The 20,193-nt window shown below is 34.7% G+C and carries 15 protein-coding genes and 1 tRNA gene; 11 read left to right on the forward strand and 5 right to left on the reverse strand.

Going from position 1 to position 20,193, the window contains the following annotated elements; translation table 11 throughout:
- Position 1: 1 nt before the first annotated feature.
- Positions 2 to 1,645 (reverse strand): S8 family peptidase, encoded by a 1,644-nt coding sequence (locus FBT53_RS06320; RefSeq protein ID WP_136950321.1) that lies wholly within the window; start codon positions 1,643 to 1,645, stop codon positions 2 to 4.
- Between the two features lie 18 nt (positions 1,646 to 1,663).
- Positions 1,664 to 2,527, reverse strand: coding sequence for an MBL fold metallo-hydrolase (locus FBT53_RS06325; protein WP_136950322.1), 864 nt, complete (start codon positions 2,525 to 2,527; stop codon positions 1,664 to 1,666).
- Between the two features lie 190 nt (positions 2,528 to 2,717).
- Between FBT53_RS06325 and FBT53_RS06330 the strand changes: the two genes are divergently transcribed.
- A complete protein-coding gene (locus FBT53_RS06330) occupies positions 2,718 to 4,583 on the forward strand; it encodes a sodium:proton antiporter (protein ID WP_136950323.1) in 1,866 nt (621 codons plus the stop codon).
- A 34-nt stretch (positions 4,584 to 4,617) separates the two neighbouring features.
- On the opposite strand, the gene lepA is transcribed toward FBT53_RS06330, so the two are convergent.
- On the reverse strand, positions 4,618 to 6,414 hold the full coding sequence (gene lepA / locus FBT53_RS06335) for a translation elongation factor 4 (protein ID WP_136950324.1): 1,797 nt from the start codon (positions 6,412 to 6,414) through the stop codon (positions 4,618 to 4,620).
- A 182-nt stretch (positions 6,415 to 6,596) separates the two neighbouring features.
- Between lepA and FBT53_RS06340 the strand changes: the two genes are divergently transcribed.
- Both FBT53_RS06340 and dusB read left to right on the forward strand, forming a co-directional pair.
- Complete coding sequence (locus FBT53_RS06340) at positions 6,597 to 9,014, forward strand: outer membrane beta-barrel family protein (protein WP_136950325.1); 2,418 nt, start codon at positions 6,597 to 6,599, stop codon at positions 9,012 to 9,014.
- Positions 9,015 to 9,060: 46 nt separating this feature from the next.
- The gene (gene dusB, locus FBT53_RS06345; RefSeq protein WP_136950326.1) at positions 9,061 to 10,053 is read left to right on the forward strand and encodes a tRNA dihydrouridine synthase DusB; all 993 of its coding nucleotides are present in this window, start codon (positions 9,061 to 9,063) and stop codon (positions 10,051 to 10,053) included.
- On the opposite strand, the gene FBT53_RS06350 is transcribed toward dusB, so the two are convergent.
- Both FBT53_RS06350 and rbfA read right to left on the reverse strand, forming a co-directional pair.
- Entirely contained in the window at positions 10,050 to 11,264 is a 1,215-nt protein-coding gene (locus FBT53_RS06350; protein WP_136950327.1) for an ABC transporter permease, read from the reverse strand. The two genes, dusB and FBT53_RS06350, sit on opposite strands and share 4 nt — an antisense overlap.
- 3 nt (positions 11,265 to 11,267) lie before the next feature.
- Entirely contained in the window at positions 11,268 to 11,663 is a 396-nt protein-coding gene (gene rbfA, locus FBT53_RS06355; RefSeq protein WP_136950328.1) for a 30S ribosome-binding factor RbfA, read from the reverse strand.
- Positions 11,664 to 11,732: 69 nt separating this feature from the next.
- Between rbfA and mce the strand changes: the two genes are divergently transcribed.
- From mce to FBT53_RS06395, 8 genes are all read left to right on the forward strand, one after another.
- Positions 11,733 to 12,137, forward strand: coding sequence for a methylmalonyl-CoA epimerase (mce, locus tag FBT53_RS06360; RefSeq protein WP_136950329.1), 405 nt, complete (start codon positions 11,733 to 11,735; stop codon positions 12,135 to 12,137).
- Between the two features lie 57 nt (positions 12,138 to 12,194).
- Positions 12,195 to 12,271 (forward strand) — tRNA-Ile (locus FBT53_RS06365).
- Positions 12,272 to 12,602: 331 nt separating this feature from the next.
- Positions 12,603 to 12,800, forward strand: coding sequence for a hypothetical protein (locus FBT53_RS06370; RefSeq protein ID WP_136950330.1), 198 nt, complete (start codon positions 12,603 to 12,605; stop codon positions 12,798 to 12,800).
- A gap of 302 nt (positions 12,801 to 13,102) precedes the next feature.
- Positions 13,103 to 13,771 carry a recombinase family protein gene (locus FBT53_RS06375; RefSeq protein ID WP_136950331.1) on the forward strand — a complete coding sequence of 223 codons (669 nt, stop codon included), beginning with the start codon at positions 13,103 to 13,105 and terminating at the stop codon, positions 13,769 to 13,771.
- A 32-nt stretch (positions 13,772 to 13,803) separates the two neighbouring features.
- Positions 13,804 to 15,078 (forward strand): DUF2130 domain-containing protein, encoded by a 1,275-nt coding sequence (locus FBT53_RS06380; RefSeq protein ID WP_136950332.1) that lies wholly within the window; start codon positions 13,804 to 13,806, stop codon positions 15,076 to 15,078.
- A gap of 17 nt (positions 15,079 to 15,095) precedes the next feature.
- Positions 15,096 to 16,661 carry a class I SAM-dependent DNA methyltransferase gene (locus FBT53_RS06385; protein ID WP_136950333.1) on the forward strand — a complete coding sequence of 522 codons (1,566 nt, stop codon included), beginning with the start codon at positions 15,096 to 15,098 and terminating at the stop codon, positions 16,659 to 16,661.
- Entirely contained in the window at positions 16,645 to 17,910 is a 1,266-nt protein-coding gene (locus tag FBT53_RS06390; protein WP_136950334.1) for a restriction endonuclease subunit S, read from the forward strand. The genes FBT53_RS06385 and FBT53_RS06390 overlap by 17 nt, the downstream gene beginning before the upstream one ends.
- Complete coding sequence (locus tag FBT53_RS06395) at positions 17,907 to 20,186, forward strand: AAA family ATPase (protein ID WP_136950335.1); 2,280 nt, start codon at positions 17,907 to 17,909, stop codon at positions 20,184 to 20,186. The genes FBT53_RS06390 and FBT53_RS06395 overlap by 4 nt, the downstream gene beginning before the upstream one ends.
- Positions 20,187 to 20,193 lie beyond the last annotated feature (7 nt).

Genomic DNA, 20,193 nt, shown 5'->3' on the forward strand with positions numbered 1-20,193 from the left:
ATTATTCTGCGTTTTGGTCTAGTGTAATTTTTCCTTTAGAAACACTTTCTGCTAGTACTAAAGCATTATAGGCGTTCACCATTTTGCCAGATTTAGAAACATTGCTAAAGGGTCTATTTTTAGAAGGGTCATTAGCTAAAATAACATTGGTTTTAGTGGTAACCCCAGATTGCATGATAATTTGCTTTACTTGGTTGGCTTTAAGATTTGGATAATGTGATTTTATAAGTGCTGCAACACCAGCGACAGCAGGGGCAGCCATAGAGGTGCCACCTTCAAATTTATAAGCGTTAGAAGGTATGGTAGAATAAATTTCTGCCCCAGGAGCAAAAACATCTACGTTTGCACTGCCATAGTTAGAAAAACCAGCTACCATTTTAGAACCGTATTTTGGAGCCAAAGCACCAACGGTAATTACGTTATCTGTAAATTCTTTACCGCCGTATTTATGGTCGTTGGGGTAATTGGTATTGGTGGCATCATCCAAATCGTTACCGTCATTACCTGCGGCATGTACAATTAGAACATTTTTAGAAGCAGCGTACGCTAAAGCCTCATATACCCATTCTGCTTTAGGAGAAAAAGATTTACCAAAACTACAGTTGATAATTTCTGCACCATTGTCTACTGCATACCTTATGCCTAATGCAATGTCTTTATCATATTCATCACCATTTGGTACTGCTCTTATGCTCATAATTTTTACATTATTGGCCACACCATTAACCCCCTTACCATTGTTTCTTACAGCAGCAATGATACCTGCTACATGGGTGCCGTGAGATTCGTCTTCTACACGATTATTAGGATTGCCATTGCCGTAACCTAAATCTGTAATATCGTAAGGATTATCACCTACGATTTCTCTACCGTTATAATCTACATTGATGTTATAATTTAGTTTTTCTGTAAAGTAGGTGACGGCTCCATTAAGTTCTTTGAGTACGTCTTTTACATTTTCTCCATTTTGGAAAACAAAGTTTAAAACAGATGCTGCTTGCTGTAGTTGCTCGCTATCCGCTTTAACTTTCATTACCTCTTCTTTGGTATACGTTTCCTTGCCCAGTTTCTCTTTCATGACCATATCAGCCTGAGTAACTACTTGCAATATTTGTTCGTACTGTTGCTTACTTTGGATAGTTTCTGCTTTTTCCTTTTCTAACAGAGACTTTGCCTTAGCCAAGGAAGATGCATCACCCAGATTTAAACGAAGCATACGTGCATATTCTAGTTGCTCGTTATAAGATTCTCCTAAAAAGTTATAACCGTGAATATCATCTACATACCCATTGTTATCATCATCCTTACCATTATTTGGAATTTCATCGGTATTGGTCCACAAAACGGGTTTTAAATCCTCATGTTCTAAGTCCATCCCAGAATCTAAAACTGCGACAATTACGGTTTTCCCTTTTTTACCGTTTAGCAATTCTGCATAAGCTCTGTCTACACTCATGCCTGGAATGGTATCCTTAATTAAATCTTTATGCCCCCAAGATTTTTTTTCTACATCGGTTAAGTCGGCAACTTTTAGTGGTAAGGTGTCTATATTTTCTACAGGTGTAGAAACTAAGGTAGTAGAACCACAACCTACCAATGTTAAACCAGCAAAAAGTGGCAATAGGGGTTTTACAATTTTTATCATGTTAGTGTTAGTTTAAAATTATTCATTAAATAGTTCGTCAAAACTATAAGTTTGATTTAAGCGTACGCCCTTTTCTGTTTGCTTTAAGGTGCAGATTTCATTATGGGCATCGTGCTCAAAGAAAATGTAGAGATTATCCGCTACAGCTTTTTGCAAAAATGCATCCTTTTCTTTTAAGGTAAGCAAAGGTCTAGTATCGTAGCCCATAACGTAGGGTAAAGGAATATGGCCTACCGTGGCAAATAAATCTGCCATAAAAACAATTTTTTTGCCCTTGTAGGTAAGTTGGGGCAACATTTGTTTTTCTGTATGACCATCAAAAAAATAGATGCCAAAGTTGAGCTCTGATTGCTGCTGAAATGTCTCTCCTGTTCGCTCAATAAAATGCAATTGACCACTTTTTTGCATGGGCAAAAGATTTTCTTTTAAAAATGAGGCCTTTTCTCTTGCATTTGGCTCCGTTGCCCACTGCCAATGCGCCTTGTTAGTCCAGAACTTAGCATTTTTAAAGGCTGGCTCGTAGCCAGTATGGTCCTTGTTCCATTGTATACAACCTCCGCAATGGTCAAAGTGTAGATGTGTTAAAAACACGTCTGTAACATCTTCCATGGTAAAACCATGATTAGCCAAAGACTTGGCAATACTATCATCTCCCCAACGGTTGTAGTAGCTAAAAAATTTGTCAGATTGCTTATCACCCAAACCAGTATCTATGAGGGTTAAGCGGTCTCCATCTTCAATTAAAAGGCTTCTTGCTCCAATATCTATTTGGTTATTGGCATCTGCAGGATTCGTCTTTTGCCAAATACTTTTAGGAACCACGCCAAACATGGCGCCACCATCTAACTTAAAATTTCCAGTTTCTATGGGGTATAGAGTCATGCAGTAAATACTAAAAATGACGCACAAAATAAGAAACCGCGATCTAAAGACCGTAAAAACCCAACTTTATTATTTCTTTTTTAACAAAAGGTAAAGATAGATTTATAAGCTCAATGCAAAAAGTGTATTCCACAAGTTTGAAGATATACGAAATTAAAAGAAAAACCCTATTTTACCAAAAAATCTAAAAATGGTTGAATTAGCCGGAATAATTATACTTGGAATCATTGCACAATGGGTAGCCTGGCGTTTAAAATTACCAGCTATTTTACCCTTGATTCTTATAGGATTACTAGTTGGGCCAATAGCTTCTTTGTACACGGAAGACCATTTAAAACTTATTGAACCTATTTGGAACGGCGAGAAAGGACTATTTCCCGGAGAAGGATTGTATTATTTTGTGTCTTTGGCTATTAGTATTATACTGTTTGAAGGTGGACTTACGCTTAAACGCTCAGAAATTGCCAATGTAGGACCTGTGATTACAAAGCTAATCACTATTGGATCTGTAGTTACATTCTTTGGTGCTGGGGTGGCAGCACATTATATTTTTGAATTGTCTTGGCAGCTTTCTTTTTTGTTCTCTGCCTTAATTATAGTTACCGGACCAACTGTTATAACTCCAATTTTAAGGAATATTCCACTAAAAAAGGATATATCTACTGTTTTAAAGTGGGAAGGTATTTTGATTGATCCAATTGGGGCATTGGTAGCGGTTTTGGTATTTGAATTTATAAGTGTGGGAGAAGGTTCTGGATATACCCAAACTGCACTAATAGAGTTTGGTAAAATTATTCTTTTTGGGACTACGTTTGGCTTTACGTTTGCACATGCTTTAGCATTTGCAATAAAACGAAATTTTATACCGCATTATTTAATGAATGTGGTATCACTCTCTGCGGTACTATTGGTCTTTGTAGAATCGGATCTTTTTGCGCACGAATCTGGATTATTAGCCGTGGTGGTAATGGGTATGGTTTTAGGGAATATGAATCTGCCTAATTTAAAAGAGTTGCTTTACTTTAAGGAATCACTGAGTGTATTATTGATTTCTATTTTATTTATTCTTTTAGCTGCTAATATTAACATTCAAGATTTAGAGCTTTTAATGTCCTGGAATACGGTTTGGTTATTTGCTATTGTGGTATTCTTAGTTAGGCCTATAGGGGTATTTTTAAGTACTCAAGGATCCAATTTAAAACTAAAAGAAAAGTTGTTTATAAGTTGGGTTGGTCCAAGAGGTATTGTTGCGGCGGGTATTGCTTCTTTATTTGGATCTAAACTTTTAGCCAAAGGAGAACCAGGAGCAGAATATATAACTCCCTTGGTTTTTATGATTGTTTTAGGAACTGTTCTTTTAAATGCGACAACAGCGCGGGTTTTTGCACGTTTGGTAGGCGTTTTCTTGACTAAATCTGAAGGTATTTTAATTGTTGGTGCTTCTAAAGTTTCTAGATTAATTGCGAGCTATTTAAAAAAGAATAAAAGACACGTAGTTCTTATAGACAGTAATCAATCTAACATAGATAAAGCTAAAAAGTTGGGTCTAGAAGCATTTGTGGCTAATATTTATTCTGACACGCTAGTAGATAATATTGAGCTCAATGATATGGGATATTTAATGGCTTTAACAGGAAACTCAGACATCAATAAGTTTGCTATTGATAAGTTTACCGCACAATTTGGTGAAAATGGTGCATTTAGATTGGTAGATACGGATGAAATGAGTAATCCGGATAACAATCCTAAAGAAGGATTGTTCTCTCATACAGATGATTTTATCAAACTAACAGAAACGGCCCGTAAAAATGCTACTATTCATGAAGTAGAAATAAAGGATAGGGAACATTATGAAGCTATGATAGAATTGACGAAGGCAGACAATGATATAATTCCTATTTTTCTAAAAGAACCAGATGGAGATTTAACTATTATCCCTTCTTTTAGTAAAGAATTCACCAATATTAAAGAGGGTAGTAAGCTGGTGTATTTAGGGAAAGAATTCACTTTTACAGAAGAGCAGCAAAACAAAGAATTAAATTCGGAAATAGAATAAAAGCAAAAAGCGACGAAATTTCGTCGCTTTTTAATTAATCGTTCAGTTTAAGTACTGCCATAAATGCTTGTTGCGGTATTTCTACGTTACCCACTTGGCGCATACGTTTTTTACCTTTCTTTTGTTTTTCTAACAGTTTTCTTTTTCTAGAGATGTCTCCACCATAACATTTTGCAGTTACATCTTTCCTAAGTGCTTTGATTGTTTCTCTAGAAATAATCTTAGCGCCAATAGCCGCTTGTATCGGAATATCAAATTGTTGTCTCGGGATAAGCTCTTTTAGTTTTTCGCACATTTTTTTACCAATGGTTTGTGCGTTATCAAAATGTACCAAAGCAGATAAAGCATCTACTGGTTGTGCATTCAACAAAATATCTACTCGCACCAATTTAGATGCTCGCATACCAATAGGTGTATAATCAAAAGATGCGTATCCTTTAGAAACAGTTTTTAATCGATCGTAAAAATCGAAAACAATTTCTGCCAGAGGCATGTCAAAAGACAACTCCACACGTTCTGGAGTTAAGTAAGTCTGATTGGTAATTTGCCCTCTTTTATCTATACACAAGGACATTACATTACCTACAAAATCAGATTTAGTAATAATTGTTGCTTTTATATAAGGTTCCTCTACACGGTCTAAGGTAGAAGGATCTGGTAAATCTGAAGGATTATTTACAATTACAATCTGGTCGGTATTCTTTGTTGTAAAGGCGTGGTAACTAACATTGGGTACGGTGGTAATTACCGTCATATCAAATTCGCGCTCCAAACGCTCTTGAATAATTTCCATGTGTAACATGCCTAGGAATCCACAACGGAATCCAAATCCAAGTGCCGCACTACTTTCTGGTGCAAAAACCAAAGAAGCATCATTTAACTGCAATTTCTCCATTGAAGACCGTAGCTCTTCAAAATCCTCTGTATCAACCGGATAAATACCAGCAAAAACCATTGGTTTTACATCTTCAAAACCAGCGATTGCTTTTTCAGAAGGGTTTTCCGTCAGGGTTATCGTGTCACCTACTTTTACCTCACGGGCATCTTTTATACCTGTTATTAAATAACCAACATCACCAGTAGAAATTTTTTGCTTAGGATGTTGAACAAGTTTAAGTGTCCCAATTTCATCTGCAAAATAAGACTTTCCTGTGGCCATGAACTTAATTTTCTGCCCCTTCTTAAGTTCTCCATTTAAAATTCTAAAGTAAGTTTCTACCCCTCTAAACGGATTGTAAACCGAATCAAAAACTAGAGCTTGTAATGGCGCTTCTACCGTTCCTGTTGGTGATGGAATACGTTCTATGATAGCAGAAAGTATTTCTTCAATGCCTAGTCCTGTTTTGGCACTAGCAGGGATAACATCCTCTGGTGCACAACCTAACAAATCTACAATGTCATCTGTAACTTCTTCTGGATTAGCACTAGGTAGGTCAACTTTGTTGAGAACAGGAATAATTTCTAGGTCGTTCTCCAATGCTAAATACAAATTAGATATGGTCTGGGCTTGTATACTTTGCGCTGCATCTACCACTAAAAGTGCTCCTTCACAGGCAGCGATAGACCTAGAAACTTCATAAGAAAAATCTACGTGTCCAGGGGTGTCTATCAAATTCAACACATAAGTTTCACCTTGATAAACGTATTCCATTTGTATAGCGTGACTCTTAATAGTAATACCACGCTCCCGCTCTAGGTCCATACTATCTAGCAACTGATCTTGCTTTTCCCTTTCAGTTACAGAACCAGTAAAATCTAATAGTCTATCTGCCAAGGTACTTTTACCATGGTCAATATGTGCAATGATGCAAAAATTACGAATATGCTTCATTCAACGAATGATTTTTAGAGGGCAAAGATACTACAAGGTAGTTGTGTTCTAATCTTTTTTAAGAAATTACCGATAAAAATTAGGTTAAAAAAGCTTTTAGGAATCTTAAACCTTGAAATAATTGTTCTGTTTTTTTGAACGACTTATATTCATTAGATTTGAGTGTTAACCACTAATCAAATATGCTAAACCTACGTTATGCCCTTTTATTGGGCCTTTTTTTGGGTACTAAAGTCCTTCTTTCTCAAGAATATAAATTACATGGCGAGATAATTAATGCCCAGGCAGAACGGGTTCCGTTTGCCAATGTTCTTATGTATAAAGCGAAGGATACTAGTTACATAGGCGGAGTATCTGCAGATGAGAATGGAAAATTCTTATTCCAGGCCGTAAAGAGTGATAGTATTTTGGTAAGGGCTAGTTATGTAGGGTTGTATTCGGAATATATTTTTCATTTTTTAAGTAAGGATTACAATCTTGGAGCTATTATATTAGAAAGCGATACAAATGAGTTAGAGGAAGTGGTGGTTTCCCAGAAAAGACCAACGGTAAATCGATTAGCAGATAGGCTTGTTTTTAACGTAGAGAACACGGTTGTATCTTCTGGAGACAGCTGGAGTATATTAAGGAATACTCCAGGGGTAATAGAAAATCAAGGAAACTTATTAGTAAAAGGTAAGAAAGCTTCTATTTATATCAATAATAGAAAAGTGCATTTGTCAGAAAACGAATTACAAGATTTATTGGAGGGTTATTCTGGTGTTAACATAAAAGCAGTAGAAGTGATGGCTACTCCACCATCTAATTATGATGCAAATTCAGGAGCAATTATCAATATTGTAACAAGTAAAGGATTAGTTGCAGGTTATAAGGGTAGTGTTAACGGTAGTTATACGCAAGCGGTATTCCCTAAATATTCTTTAGGAACAAGTCACTATTATCAAACCGAAAAAGTAAATGTTTTCGCTAATTATAATTTTAGTCCTAAAAAGGAAATATTTAGATCAGACACAGGTGTTAACTATAAAGATGAAAATAATGAGACGTATTCTAGTTGGTTTAGCAATTCTGATGTAATTACGAAGTCAAGAGTACATAATTTAAATACATCTTTGGACTACACAATAGATGAAAACAATAAATTAAACTTTACCTCTAATGTGGTCATAGACCCAAACAAAAAGAATAATCGCTTACTAGATGCATTTATATTTAACCGTAATAATACTTTAGATTCTACATTTACTTCATTAAGAGAGGTTAATTCTGATAGACTGAACATTGCACTAGATGGTACTTATGAGCGTAATTTTACAAAATTAGGCAGTAAATTAACTTTAAATGCACATATTACAAGCTTTGATCATAGTCAAACCCAAAATCTTGGATCCAATTATTTTTCACCATCTGGAAACTTAACACGTTCATTTAGTTTTACCACAGAAGAGGAACAAGACATAACAATCTTTACATCTCAATTAGATTATGAACAGCCTATAGGATCTGGTTCTATTGAAACAGGAATTAAATTTGCAGGAATAAATTCTGACAACCTTGTGGATTATAATAATTTTCAAGGAGAAGATCAAAATGTTACGGCTGCGCTATCTGATAATTTTGAATATGATGAAAAGGTTTATGCAGCTTATCTTACTTACATTAATTCTTGGGATAAATTTTCTGCCAAAATTGGTGTAAGGGGAGAATATACAGATGCGGTAGGTAATAGCTTATCCTTGGGTCAGCAAAATAATCAGAATTTTTTTGAATTATTTCCATCCGTGTTTTTAACCTATGCACCAAACGAGAATAATAGCTTTTCCATAGATTATAATAGAGGAGTAACAAGGCCTAAATATCAAGATTTAAATCCATTTAGGTTATTTATTAATGAAAATGACTTTAGAGAGGGTAACCCTAATTTAGTGCCACACTTCACTAACAATTTCAATTTTAATTATACCATAAATGGAGAATACTTTATAGATTTTTATTACAGAGACAACGGAGCCTATATTAGTCCGTTGGAGTTTCAAGACAATGAATTAAGAATAAAGAAAACGATAAACCAGAATGTATTAGAAAGCACTTCTTACGGATTAGATTTCACGGTTAGTAAATCGTTGTTAAGTTCTTGGTACTTTTACGGCTATGCTTCTTTATTTTACGAAGACGAAACATTTTTGGCTATCGAGAGCGGTAACGTTCCATATAAAAATAAAGTTGATGGAGTTTATTTGTATTTAGGTAATTATTTAACCTTATCTAAAGACGGTTCTTTTACTGGAGAAATATCCTTAACACATCTTTCAGAATTCATTTTTGGCTCCTATGTACAGTCTGCCACAACCAATTTAAATATAGGTTTTAGAAAAAATTTATGGAAAAATAGAGCCAGCATTTCAGTACAAATTGAAGATGTACTTAAAAAAGCAAATCCTAGGATGACTTCTAAATACCTAAATCAAGATAACTATTATTATTCCCGGGAAGAAACTAGATTTTTAAGACTAGGCTTTACCTATAATTTTGGTAATTACAGATTATCAAATAATGAAAGGGCCATTAATAAAAATGAACGCGACCGTTTAAAGGATTAAGTATTCTATTGGTTTTTTGTAATTTTGCTTTCCAAAAAAAAGAAAATTGCCAAAAATAGGAAACATACAACTGCCTGATTTTCCGCTACTTCTTGCTCCCATGGAAGATGTTAGTGACCCGCCATTTAGAGCGCTATGCAAGGAAAATGGTGCAGACGTGGTGTATACAGAATTCATTTCGTCAGAAGGGTTGATTAGAGACGCCGCTAAAAGCGTTATGAAATTAGATATCTATGAGAAAGAACGCCCAGTAGGTATACAGATTTTTGGTTCGGAATTAGATTCTATGTTAGAAGCGGTAGATATTGTGGAGAAATCTAATCCAGATATAATAGATATCAATTTTGGTTGCCCTGTTAAAAAAGTGGTTTGTAAAAATGCAGGAGCAGGCATTTTAAGAGATATTCCTTTAATGGTTAAGCTCACGGAGGCTATGGTAAAGCGTACCAAACTACCTGTAACTGTTAAAACTAGATTAGGTTGGGATAGCAACACTATAAAAATTGTTGAGGTTGCGGAACGCTTACAAGACGTGGGTATAAAAGCATTGTCCATTCATGGCAGAACCCGTGTTCAAATGTATAAAGGCCAAGCAGATTGGAAACCTATAGCAGCGGTTAAAAACAATCCTAGAATGTATATACCCATTTTTGGCAATGGAGATGTGGATACACCAGAAGCTGCAGTACGAATGCGAGATGATTTTGGTCTAGACGGAGCTATGATAGGCAGAGCTAGTATTGGCAATCCATGGTTTTTTAATCAGGTTAAGCATTATTTTAAAACAGGTGAACATCTACCATCACCAAATATGGCGGAGAGGGTAGAAGCGGCACGCAGACATTTACAAATGTCTATTGATTGGAAGGGTGAAAAACTAGGCGTTTTTGAAACACGCCGGCATTATACCAACTATTTTAAAGGTATTCCACATTTTAAAGAATATAGAATGAAGATGGTTACTAGTGATGATGCTTCGGATGTGTTCGATGTCTTTGAGGAGGTTCTAGATAAATTTGGTGACCATCAATTTGCTTAAGTTGCGGCTACTAGTTTTTTGGTAATTCTGCTACTTGCAATTTTTGCGGACAGTAATCCTAAAATAAAGATAGTTGCCATCACTATTACCAAATTTATCAGTTTAAATTCTACCGGATAAGCCAAGGTAGGCGTTATTTTAAGCCACTTAAATGTAATTTGAGACAAAACTAGTACACTGCCTAAAAATAGGCCTATTAGGCCCCCTAAACTCGTAACCATTAAACCCTGTAAAAAATAGATATTACGTAGCTGAGGCAGGGTTGTACCCAAAGCATATAGGGTTTTAGAATTCTGTTGTTTGTCTAAAATCATCATAATAATTGCTCCAACAACGTTGAATAAAGCTATAATCAGTACCAAAGTGAAAATCAGATAGGTAGCAACATTTTCGGTATTAAGCATTCTATAAAGTGTACTATTTAACTCTCTTCGGCTTACAACAGTTATAGATGTTCCCAATATCTGTTGTAATTCTCGCTTTACTTTTTCTATACTTGCATTTGGATTGAGCTTAAAGTTAATTCCGCTTACTTGCGTACTGTCTTTTTCTAAAAATGCTTGAGCTATTGGCAATCGTGTAAATACATATTTTTTATCTAGATCGTCCTCAACTGCATAAACACCACTTACCACTAAAGGCATTTGGTTATAAAAACTTCTAGAGTTTAAGGCATTTGCAGAAATTGAACCTTTACCGGGTTTTAGAGTGATTGCATTTAAAGGTTTTAAGTAATTATTTAAAGGTCCGCCTAACAGATTAAAAATACCGAGACCTATCACTGCCTGATTTTCCGCTACACCCCAATTACCAAAATACAAAGTACTATCTATTCCTGTTACCTTATGGTAAGCTTCATCTATACCTTTAAGATAGGCGATATGATTTTTCTCTTCGAAACTAAGATAAATACGTTCCTCAATTTCTTTAGAGAAATGCGCAACCCCAGCGGCGTTTTCAAGTTCCTTCAATACAGATGGGGTAACCGTGAAAAACTTGCCACTTGTAGGTCTTGCCTTTAAATCTGGGTCAAATGTGTTTGTAAACTGAAGGCTAAACGTTTTAAGCCCAGAAAATGCAGAGAGCACAACAAACAATGCAGCTGCACCAATAACTATAACTAGAAAGGTAATGAAATTGATGATATTTACTGCATTCTGACTACTTTTGGAGCGTAAATAACGCTTTGCTATGTACGCAGAAAATCCCAAAAATTAGTATTTTTTGCGTTTTTCTAATAAACTACGGTCAGTAATAGGGTTTTCTTCTCCCTTTAAAGATTTGTCAATCTTTTCTATATAATCCAAAGAGTCGTCTTTATAAAAGATAAGATTAGGTACTCTCCGTAATTGATTTTTTGTGCGCTGTGCTAGTTCGTGCTTAATTAAAGGTTCGTTAGAAGTTATGCCTTTCATTAATTCATCCCCCTTGTCAGAAGGAAAAATAGATACGTAAACCTTGGCTATAGAAAGGTCTGTAGTAATAGTAACTTTAGAAACAGAAATTAGTGTCCCCTTTAATCCTCCATCCGTTGCGGCTCTTTGCAAAACCTCTGCAAGGTCTTGTTGTAAAATGCCAGCAATCTTTCGCTGTCTTTGAGTTTCTTCCATAATTGCAAAATTACCTATTTCCTTGGCAATCTATTGTATTGCCGTATTTTTAAATAAAAATTTAAGAATATGAACAAGATAGAACATTTAGGAATAGCTGTAAAAGATTTAGAGGCTTCTAATGAATTGTTCGCAAAATTATTAGGAACAAAGCACTATAAGATAGAAGAAGTTGCATCAGAAGGGGTAAAAACTTCTTTTTTTAAAAGTGGACCTAATAAAATAGAGTTATTAGAGGCTACCCAAGCAGATAGCCCTATAGCTAAGTTTATAGAGAAGAAAGGAGAGGGGGTACACCATGTTGCTTTTGCTGTAGAAAACATAGATAAGGAAATAGAAAGATTAAAGAAAGAGGGTTTTACGGTATTGAATGAATCTCCCAAAAAAGGAGCAGATAATAAATGGGTTGCCTTTTTACACCCTAAAACCACTAATGGTGTGTTAATAGAGTTGTGCCAAGAAATAACGGAATAAGCTCAAATTATTTTGGTGTAATAAAAAATAAAATTTAATTTTGCACCCCTAGAAATAGGTCCTATAGCTCAGTTGGTTAGAGTAGCTGACTCATAATCAGTTGGTCCCTGGTTCGAGCCCAGGTGGGACCACCAACAGCCCTTCTAAGTCTTTGATTTAGAAGGGTTTTTTATTTTAAGACTAGCAGAAGACGTGGCAATATTTATACTTCTACTGTACAAATTCTGGGCTTTATACTTAATTATTCAATTAATTATTGGTTGGCCTGACCACTACAATATGTGATAAATTTCATTTTTATAAGGCATGTGCTTTAGTTTTAAGTAAATATTATTTAGAAAAATATTGTAAACAGCGGTTCTAAGGATAGGCTTTATATAGAAAAATTAGCCCTTATAACAAAATTGTAAATTGTTTCAGGTTTTCCTATTTTAGAGATTACTTAAATTTAAAGTAGAATCCGACATGGAAAAGGTATTCAACAAAATGGATGCCACACAGAGCAAAATGGAAATCATGCAAACCGAAATGGATATGTTTCGGGATAAGATGTCAACTCAGTACGAGACCCTTAATTCAAAGTACAACGTACTTATCGGAATGATAAGTTTTATAGGCTTCGTGATTACCGTGGTAACCATCGTTTCACAATTATTAAAATAGCCCTAGGGCTATTTTATATTATGGATTTCCTCACGTATCGAGTATTTAGAAATCCTTTTTTTTGTCATGGTTTTTGAATAACCAAAAACACACGCAAAAAGTAATAATCCGAACTTTAATCAGTCTTGCTAAAAATAGGCGTTCCTTCGTAAATATTTCATCGATACCCATATTCCATAAAAGGCTTATTTAAACCACCCTTTTTTTGAACTTTAATTTCAAAACCTAATTCTTAATTCTGTACGGTTTACTATTTCCGTACACTTAAATAGTTTACCTTGTATACGTTTTAATACCACAGTATGAAATTTGGTTACGCTCGGGTTAGCACAAAATCCCAAAAACACGATTTACAAGTAGATGCTTTTTTAAAAGAAGGGATACACCCTCCTAATATTTATACCGATGTTTCTTCTGGAGCCAAAGCGGAACGGCAAGGTTTGGATGATATGCTTAAAAAGTTACGCGAAGGCGATACCGTAATAGTTTGGAAGTTAGACCGGATAGCGAGGAGCCTTTCCCATTTGGCAAAGTTGGTAGAAGAGTTTGAACAAAAAGGCGTACATTTCAAGAGTATTCAGGAAAGTTTTATCGACACCACTTCCCCCCATGGTCGATTTATATTTAACATATTCGCCTCCGTGGCCCAATTAGAAAGAGATATCATAATAGAAAGAACACGAGCAGGTCTGGAAAGCTCTAGACGTAGGGGCGTTAGAATAGGCAGAAAGCCTGGGCTAAGCAAAAAGGCAGAACAAAAAGCTATTTTGGCGGAACGCTATTATAGGGATAACGAATTGAGCGTTGAAGAAATCATGAAACTAATTGATGTGGGTTCCAAGAAAACCCTTTATAAATATCTCGCTATTCGTGGACGAAGAACCTGTAAGGAATGTGGAACTTTGTTCTGGGATAAAGAACAAGAATTAGACAACGCTTTTTGTTCAAAACACAAACCAATTAAGAATTAAGAATTGTTTCGATTACAAATAATGTCATTAAAATGAATAAAAATACAGAAGTTAAATGTCCAAATTGTCATGAAGTCTTTAAAGTGGACGATTCGGTTTATTCTGATATAGTTAAGCAAGTTCGGGACCAACAGTTCCAAGATGAAATTAATAATCGCTTGGATATTGCAGAAAGGCAAAAGGCTGATGCTCTTCAATTGAAAGAGTCTCAGTTAATAAACGAATTCCAACAAAAATTTGCTGAAAAACAAAGAGAGATAGATAGCCTTCGAGAGAAAAGCAAGACGGAGCTAATCCAGGAAGTCTCAAAAAAAGACAATACAATTAGGGACTTACAATCCAAATTAGAGCAAGCGGAAACACAAAAGAAACTGGAACTGCAAGAGGCAGTCAGTGTCTTAGAAAAGGAAAAGGACAAACTAGAAAACAACCTTAAAACTAAAGAGGTAGAAAAAGAATTATTAGCCAAATCTCTAAAAGATGATTTTAGAAGGGAGTTGGAAACCAAAGACCAAGTCATAAAATACCGTGACGAAGAAATTGAGCGCTTAAAAGATTACAAACAAAAGCTTTCAACCAAAATGGTTGGCGAAACTCTAGAACAACACTGCGAAATTGAGTTTAATAAAATAAGACCTACGGCTTTTCCAAATGCCTATTTTGAAAAGGATAACGATGCTTCCGGCGGTAGCAAGGGTGATTTTATTTTTAAGGATAAGGATGAAAATGATAATGAAATTGTATCCATTATGTTTGAAATGAAAAATGAAAATGACCAAACTGCCACTAAAAAACGGAATGAAGATTTTTTTGCCAAATTGGATAAAGATAGAAATGCCAAGGGATGCGAATATGCCGTGCTTGTTTCGTTATTAGAGGCTGACAATGAGTTTTACAATACAGGAATAGTGGACGTTTCTTATAAATATGACAAGATGTATGTTATTCGTCCGCAATTTTTTATTCCGATGATTACCCTATTACGCAACGCAGGTAAAAAATCACTGGAGTATAAAACGGAGCTCAGTATTATGCGAAATCAAAATTTAGATATTACCAATTTCGAAGAAAAAATCAATGATTTTAAAACTGGATTTGCTCGAAACTATGATTTAGCTAGTAGACAGTTTGGGGATGCAATCAAAGAAATTGATAAAACCATAACGCATTTACAAAAGACAAAAGATGCACTGCTGGCATCTGTTAATAATTTACGTTTGGCAAATAACAAAGCGGAGGATTTAACTATAAAGAAGTTAACCTACAACAATCCTACCATGAAGGAAAAATTTAATGAATTAAAGTAAAATAACCCAACCAATAAATGGCCAAGAAAAAAGTACTGAAGACCAAATCTATAGAAGAAACCCTTTGGCAGTCTTGCGATAAGCTAAGAGGTTCCGTAGAACCCTCAGAATACAAACACGTAGTATTAGGGTTGATTTTTCTAAAATTTACCAGTGATAAATTTGAACAACGCAGACAGGAACTCATTGCAGAAGGTAAAGAGAAATATGTAGAAATGAAGGATTTCTACAATATGAAAAATGTTTTTTTCTTGGAAGAAGTTTCTCGTTGGTCTTATATCAGTAAAAATGCAAAGCAAGATGATATCGCTATTAAAATTGATACGGCTTTGCATACCATTGAAAAAAACAATCCTTCTTTAAAAGGAGCCTTACCCGACAACTATTTCTCTCGCTTAGGTTTAGACAAATCCAAATTAGGGTCCCTACTCGATAAAATAAATGAGATAGATACGCTACAAAATGAAGGTCAGGATATTGTTGGAAGAGTGTACGAATATTTCTTAGCAAACTTTGCCTTAAAAGAAGGAAAAGGAAAAGGTGAATTCTACACCCCAAAAAGTATTGTAAATCTTATTGCCGAAATGATAGAACCCTATAAAGGGATTATCTATGACCCTGCCTGTGGTTCTGGTGGAATGTTTGTACAGTCCATTAAGTTTATAGAAAATCATCACGGTAATAAGAAAGAGGTCTCTATATATGGTCAAGAATACACGAACACTACGTATAAACTGGCTAAGATGAATTTAGCCATTCGTGGAATTGCTGCCAATTTAGGAGATAAGGCAGCCGATACCTTTGCTCAAGACCAACACAAAGATTTAAAAGCCGATTACATTATGGCAAACCCTCCTTTCAACCAAAAAGATTGGAGAGGTGCTGATGAACTTATAGACGACCCACGTTGGATAGACTACGATGTGCCACCAAAAAGCAACGCCAACTATGGTTGGATTTTGAATATGGTAAGTAAACTTTCCGAAAATGGTGTAGCAGGATTTATTTTGGCAAATGGAGCTTTATCTGGTGGTGGTGAAGAATATAAAATCCGTAGAAAGTTGGTTGAAAACAACTTGGTAGAAGCCATTATCATTTTACCGCAAAATATGTTCTATACCACTAATATTAGTGTGACACTTTGGATTTTAAACAAAAACAAAACCGAACGAACTGTTGAATTGCCGGACACCAAACGTTACTACCGTAATCGTGAGGATGAAATTTTGTTTATGGACTTGCGCCAAATAGGAGAACCCTTTGAAAAAAAATACACCCAATTTTCAGCACAACACATTCAAGATATTGCCAAAATCTACCACAATTGGCAACAAGCAGACACAGATTATAAAAACGTACCTGAATACTGTTACAGTGCCAATTTAGAAGAAGTTGCTAAAAAAGACTTCTCGTTGGTGCCTAGTAAATATATCGAGTTTGTAAACCGTGACGAGAATATCAATTTTGATGAGAAAATGACGACTCTACAAACGGATTTAAGCGACTTGTTACAACAAGAAGCCGAGAGCAAAACCCAATTGTTAAACGTGTTTAAAGAATTAGGTTATGAGCTCGAATTATAAAAGAATCGGTGATTACATAGAGCTTGTTGATGAAAGAAATACTGATTTAAGTATTGATTTACTGCTAGGTTTAACAGTAGAAAAGAGATTTATTCCATCTGTTGCAAATACAGTTGGGACGAATATGAAGAATTACAAAATTATTCGAAAGAATCAATTTGCGTGTAGTACAATGCAAGTACGTAGAGATAAAAAAATGCCTGTTGCTATCTTAAAGGACTTTGAAAAAGCTATTATCTCTCAAGCCTATCCGGTTTTTCAAGTTGTCGATGAATCTATACTTGACCCCGATTATTTAATGATGTGGTTTTCACGTGCAGAGTTTGACAGACAAGCCACATTTCACGCTGTCGGTGGTGTAAGAGGTAGTTTAGAATGGGAAGATTTTCTTGATTTTGAACTCCCCATCCCCTCTATAGAAAAACAACGCGAAATAGTTAACGAATACAACACCGTTACCAACCGCATCAAACTCAACGAACAACTCAACCAAAAACTAGAAGAGACTGCTCAAGCTTTATATAAACATTGGTTTGTGGAGTTTGAGTTTCCAAATGAAGATGGGAAGCCATATAAGTCTAGTGGTGGAAAAATGGTGTATACCGAGGAGTTGGATAAGGAGATTCCTGAGGGGTGGAGTGTTGGAAATATAGAAGATTTGTGTGAAATAATGGATGGTGATAGAGGTCGGAATTATCCTAGTCAACAACATTTTTCAGAAAACGGCTATTGTTTGTTTCTAAATGCAGGAAACGTAACAAAGAGTGGCTTTGACCTCTCAAATAATAGTTTCATTACCAAAGAAAGAGATGAATTACTAAGAAAGGGAAAATTGAAAAGAAAGGATACAGTTCTTACTACAAGAGGAACTGTTGGGAATTTAGCATATTACAGCGAACAAATAGAGTTTGAGCATTTAAGAATTAATTCTGGAATGGTGATTTTTCGACCGAAAGAATTTAACAATTCATTATTCTTATACTACTTGATGAGAAGTCAGGAAATGACAAACAATATTGAAAACTTTTTATCAGGTTCAGCTCAACCTCAGTTGCCTATAAAGGACATTAAAAGAATATTGGTATTGATACCTATTCAAAGTAAAATTCATTCTTTTTCTGATTTAAGTATACCAATTCAAAATCAGATTGAATTACAAAAGAAAGAAATTAGAAAGCTACTTGAACTGAAAGACTTGCTTCTCACAAAAATGACCAAAGTTGAACAGGAAAAAGAGGTCGTGATATGATAACGTCTTTAAACATAAAAAATATTGCCACTTATGATGCCGTTAATGGTGTTCCTATAAATGACTTAAAAAGAGTCAATTTCTTTTTTGGTTTTAACGGTTCAGGAAAATCAACTATTGGTAAATATCTACATAATCTGAGTTTAGATACAAATAGTCAAAATTCGGATTTCAACCAGTGTACTCACGTTGGATATGATGAAACTCAGCATCAAATTTTAACCTTTAACGAAGATTTTATTGAGGAGAACTTTGTGACTAATAGTGACCTAAAAGGAGTCTTTTCTTTAAATCAATCGAATGCAATCATAGACCAACAAATTAAAGATGAAGAGGATAATGTTGAAAATTTTAAGAAGCAGATTGATAAGTATAAAGCTAAGATAGGAGCTATTGATTCAGATAAGAGTACAAAGCAAACCAATTTAGTGAATCACTGTTGGAATCAACGAAAAACGTTTGACAGTTTTACAAAAGTTAGATTAGCTTACCCTGGTAGTAGTTCTAACCATTTAACTGAAGTCAAAAGGTTATTACAAAATCCTTTAAGAACAATTTCTACGATTACCAACCTTACGGAACGCTACCAAAGCTTATATGAAAAGGAACTTAAAGAAATTCAAATAAGTGTTAATGCTAAGGTATATTGGGAATTACGCAAGTTAGAAGAAAAGATTAATACCCTTTTACAAGAAGTAATAGTTGGAAATGAAGACGTTAATATTTCCGGATTAATACAAACACTTAATTCTAGAAATTGGGTTGAGCAAGGGTTAGATTATATTGAATCTTCAGGTAGCACTTGTCCCTTCTGTCAGCAAGAGACCATTGATGCAGAATTAAGGGAACAGTTTTCTAAGTTTTTTGATGAAACGTACAAAGAAAAAATAGCTGAATTGGAGGCTTTAAAAACTTCATATAGAGAAAAGGCTAATGTTTTTATTTCCAATATTTCTCAAATTCAAAATGAGTTCAATCCCCAAAATAAAGTTTCTAACCTTGTAATATCCTTATCAGCTTTATTTGACGATAATGTTGATATAATAAGCTATAAAATAGAACACTCGAACGAGAAGAAAACAATTACCAGCTTACACGCAAAAAAAGCTGCTTTGTCTGAAATTATAAAACTGATAAAAGATAATAACGAGCTGTTCTCTGATTTAGATGCCAATAAAGAAACTTTACTTAATGATATATGGAATTATATAGCCAATAATTGTCGAGACGAAATTGATGGTTTTGCAGATAGAGAAGCTAAATATGATAGTATTAAAGAGTTAGCTGGTCATTTGAAAGCTTACTATTATGGTAAAATTACAGCAGCAAAGCAAAATATTGAAACCCTAAGAAACCAAACGGCAGATACAAAAGAAGCAGTAGATTATATTAATAATATACTGAAAAATGCAGGCTTTGCAGGTTTTGAAATTGCTGAAAAGGATAAGGTAAATAATATTTCCAGATATTACTTAAAGCGTCCTCAAACACAGGATGATAGTGAACCAATATTCAAAACTCTTAGTGAAGGTGAAAAGAATTTTATTTCGTTCTTATATTTTTATAGGTTGTGTTTGGGAACTGATGACCTCCAAAGCAATGGTAACAAAAAGAAAATAATAGTCATTGATGACCCTGTTTCTAGCTTAGACAGTCAAGCTCTATTTATTATCACGACCTTAATTAGAGAGTTAATCCAAAGAAAAGGCAGTAGTAATAAACCTGATAAACGGTCCTTTTTAAATCAGAATATTAGTCAGGTCTTTATTTTGACTCACAATTTCTATTTCTATAAAGAAGTGTCTTTTGAAAACAGAATTTGTACACATCATTATCATTTTAACCTTAAAAAGACTGCAAACAGTACATCAATAAATGGACAACACGAGAGAATTATCAAAGATGACTATTCTTTACTTTGGTCAAGTTTAAAGGAGACTAAAGAGAACCTTCATAATGGTAGCACCAATAACATCTTCATTTCAAATACAATGAGGAGAATAATTGAAAGCTATGTAAACTTTATTGGTTTAGGTACAGATTCTTGGTCGGCACTTTTAAATGAAAATAAAGATTTACCAAATTACTACATTAAATGTGCTTTTATATCTACCATAAATGATGAAAGCCATAAAGTTTCGGCTCTTGATGGAATTTATTATCAAAAAATAATAAATGAGCAGCCTCAAGTATTATTCGATGTATTTCTCTCCATATTTAAAACAATTGGTAAGGAGCATTATGAGATGATGATGGATGAGCAAATAGCAGCGTAATCAAAAA

This window comes from Flavobacterium sp. ASW18X (assembly GCF_005144745.1).
Lineage (GTDB): Bacteria > Bacteroidota > Bacteroidia > Flavobacteriales > Flavobacteriaceae > Croceivirga.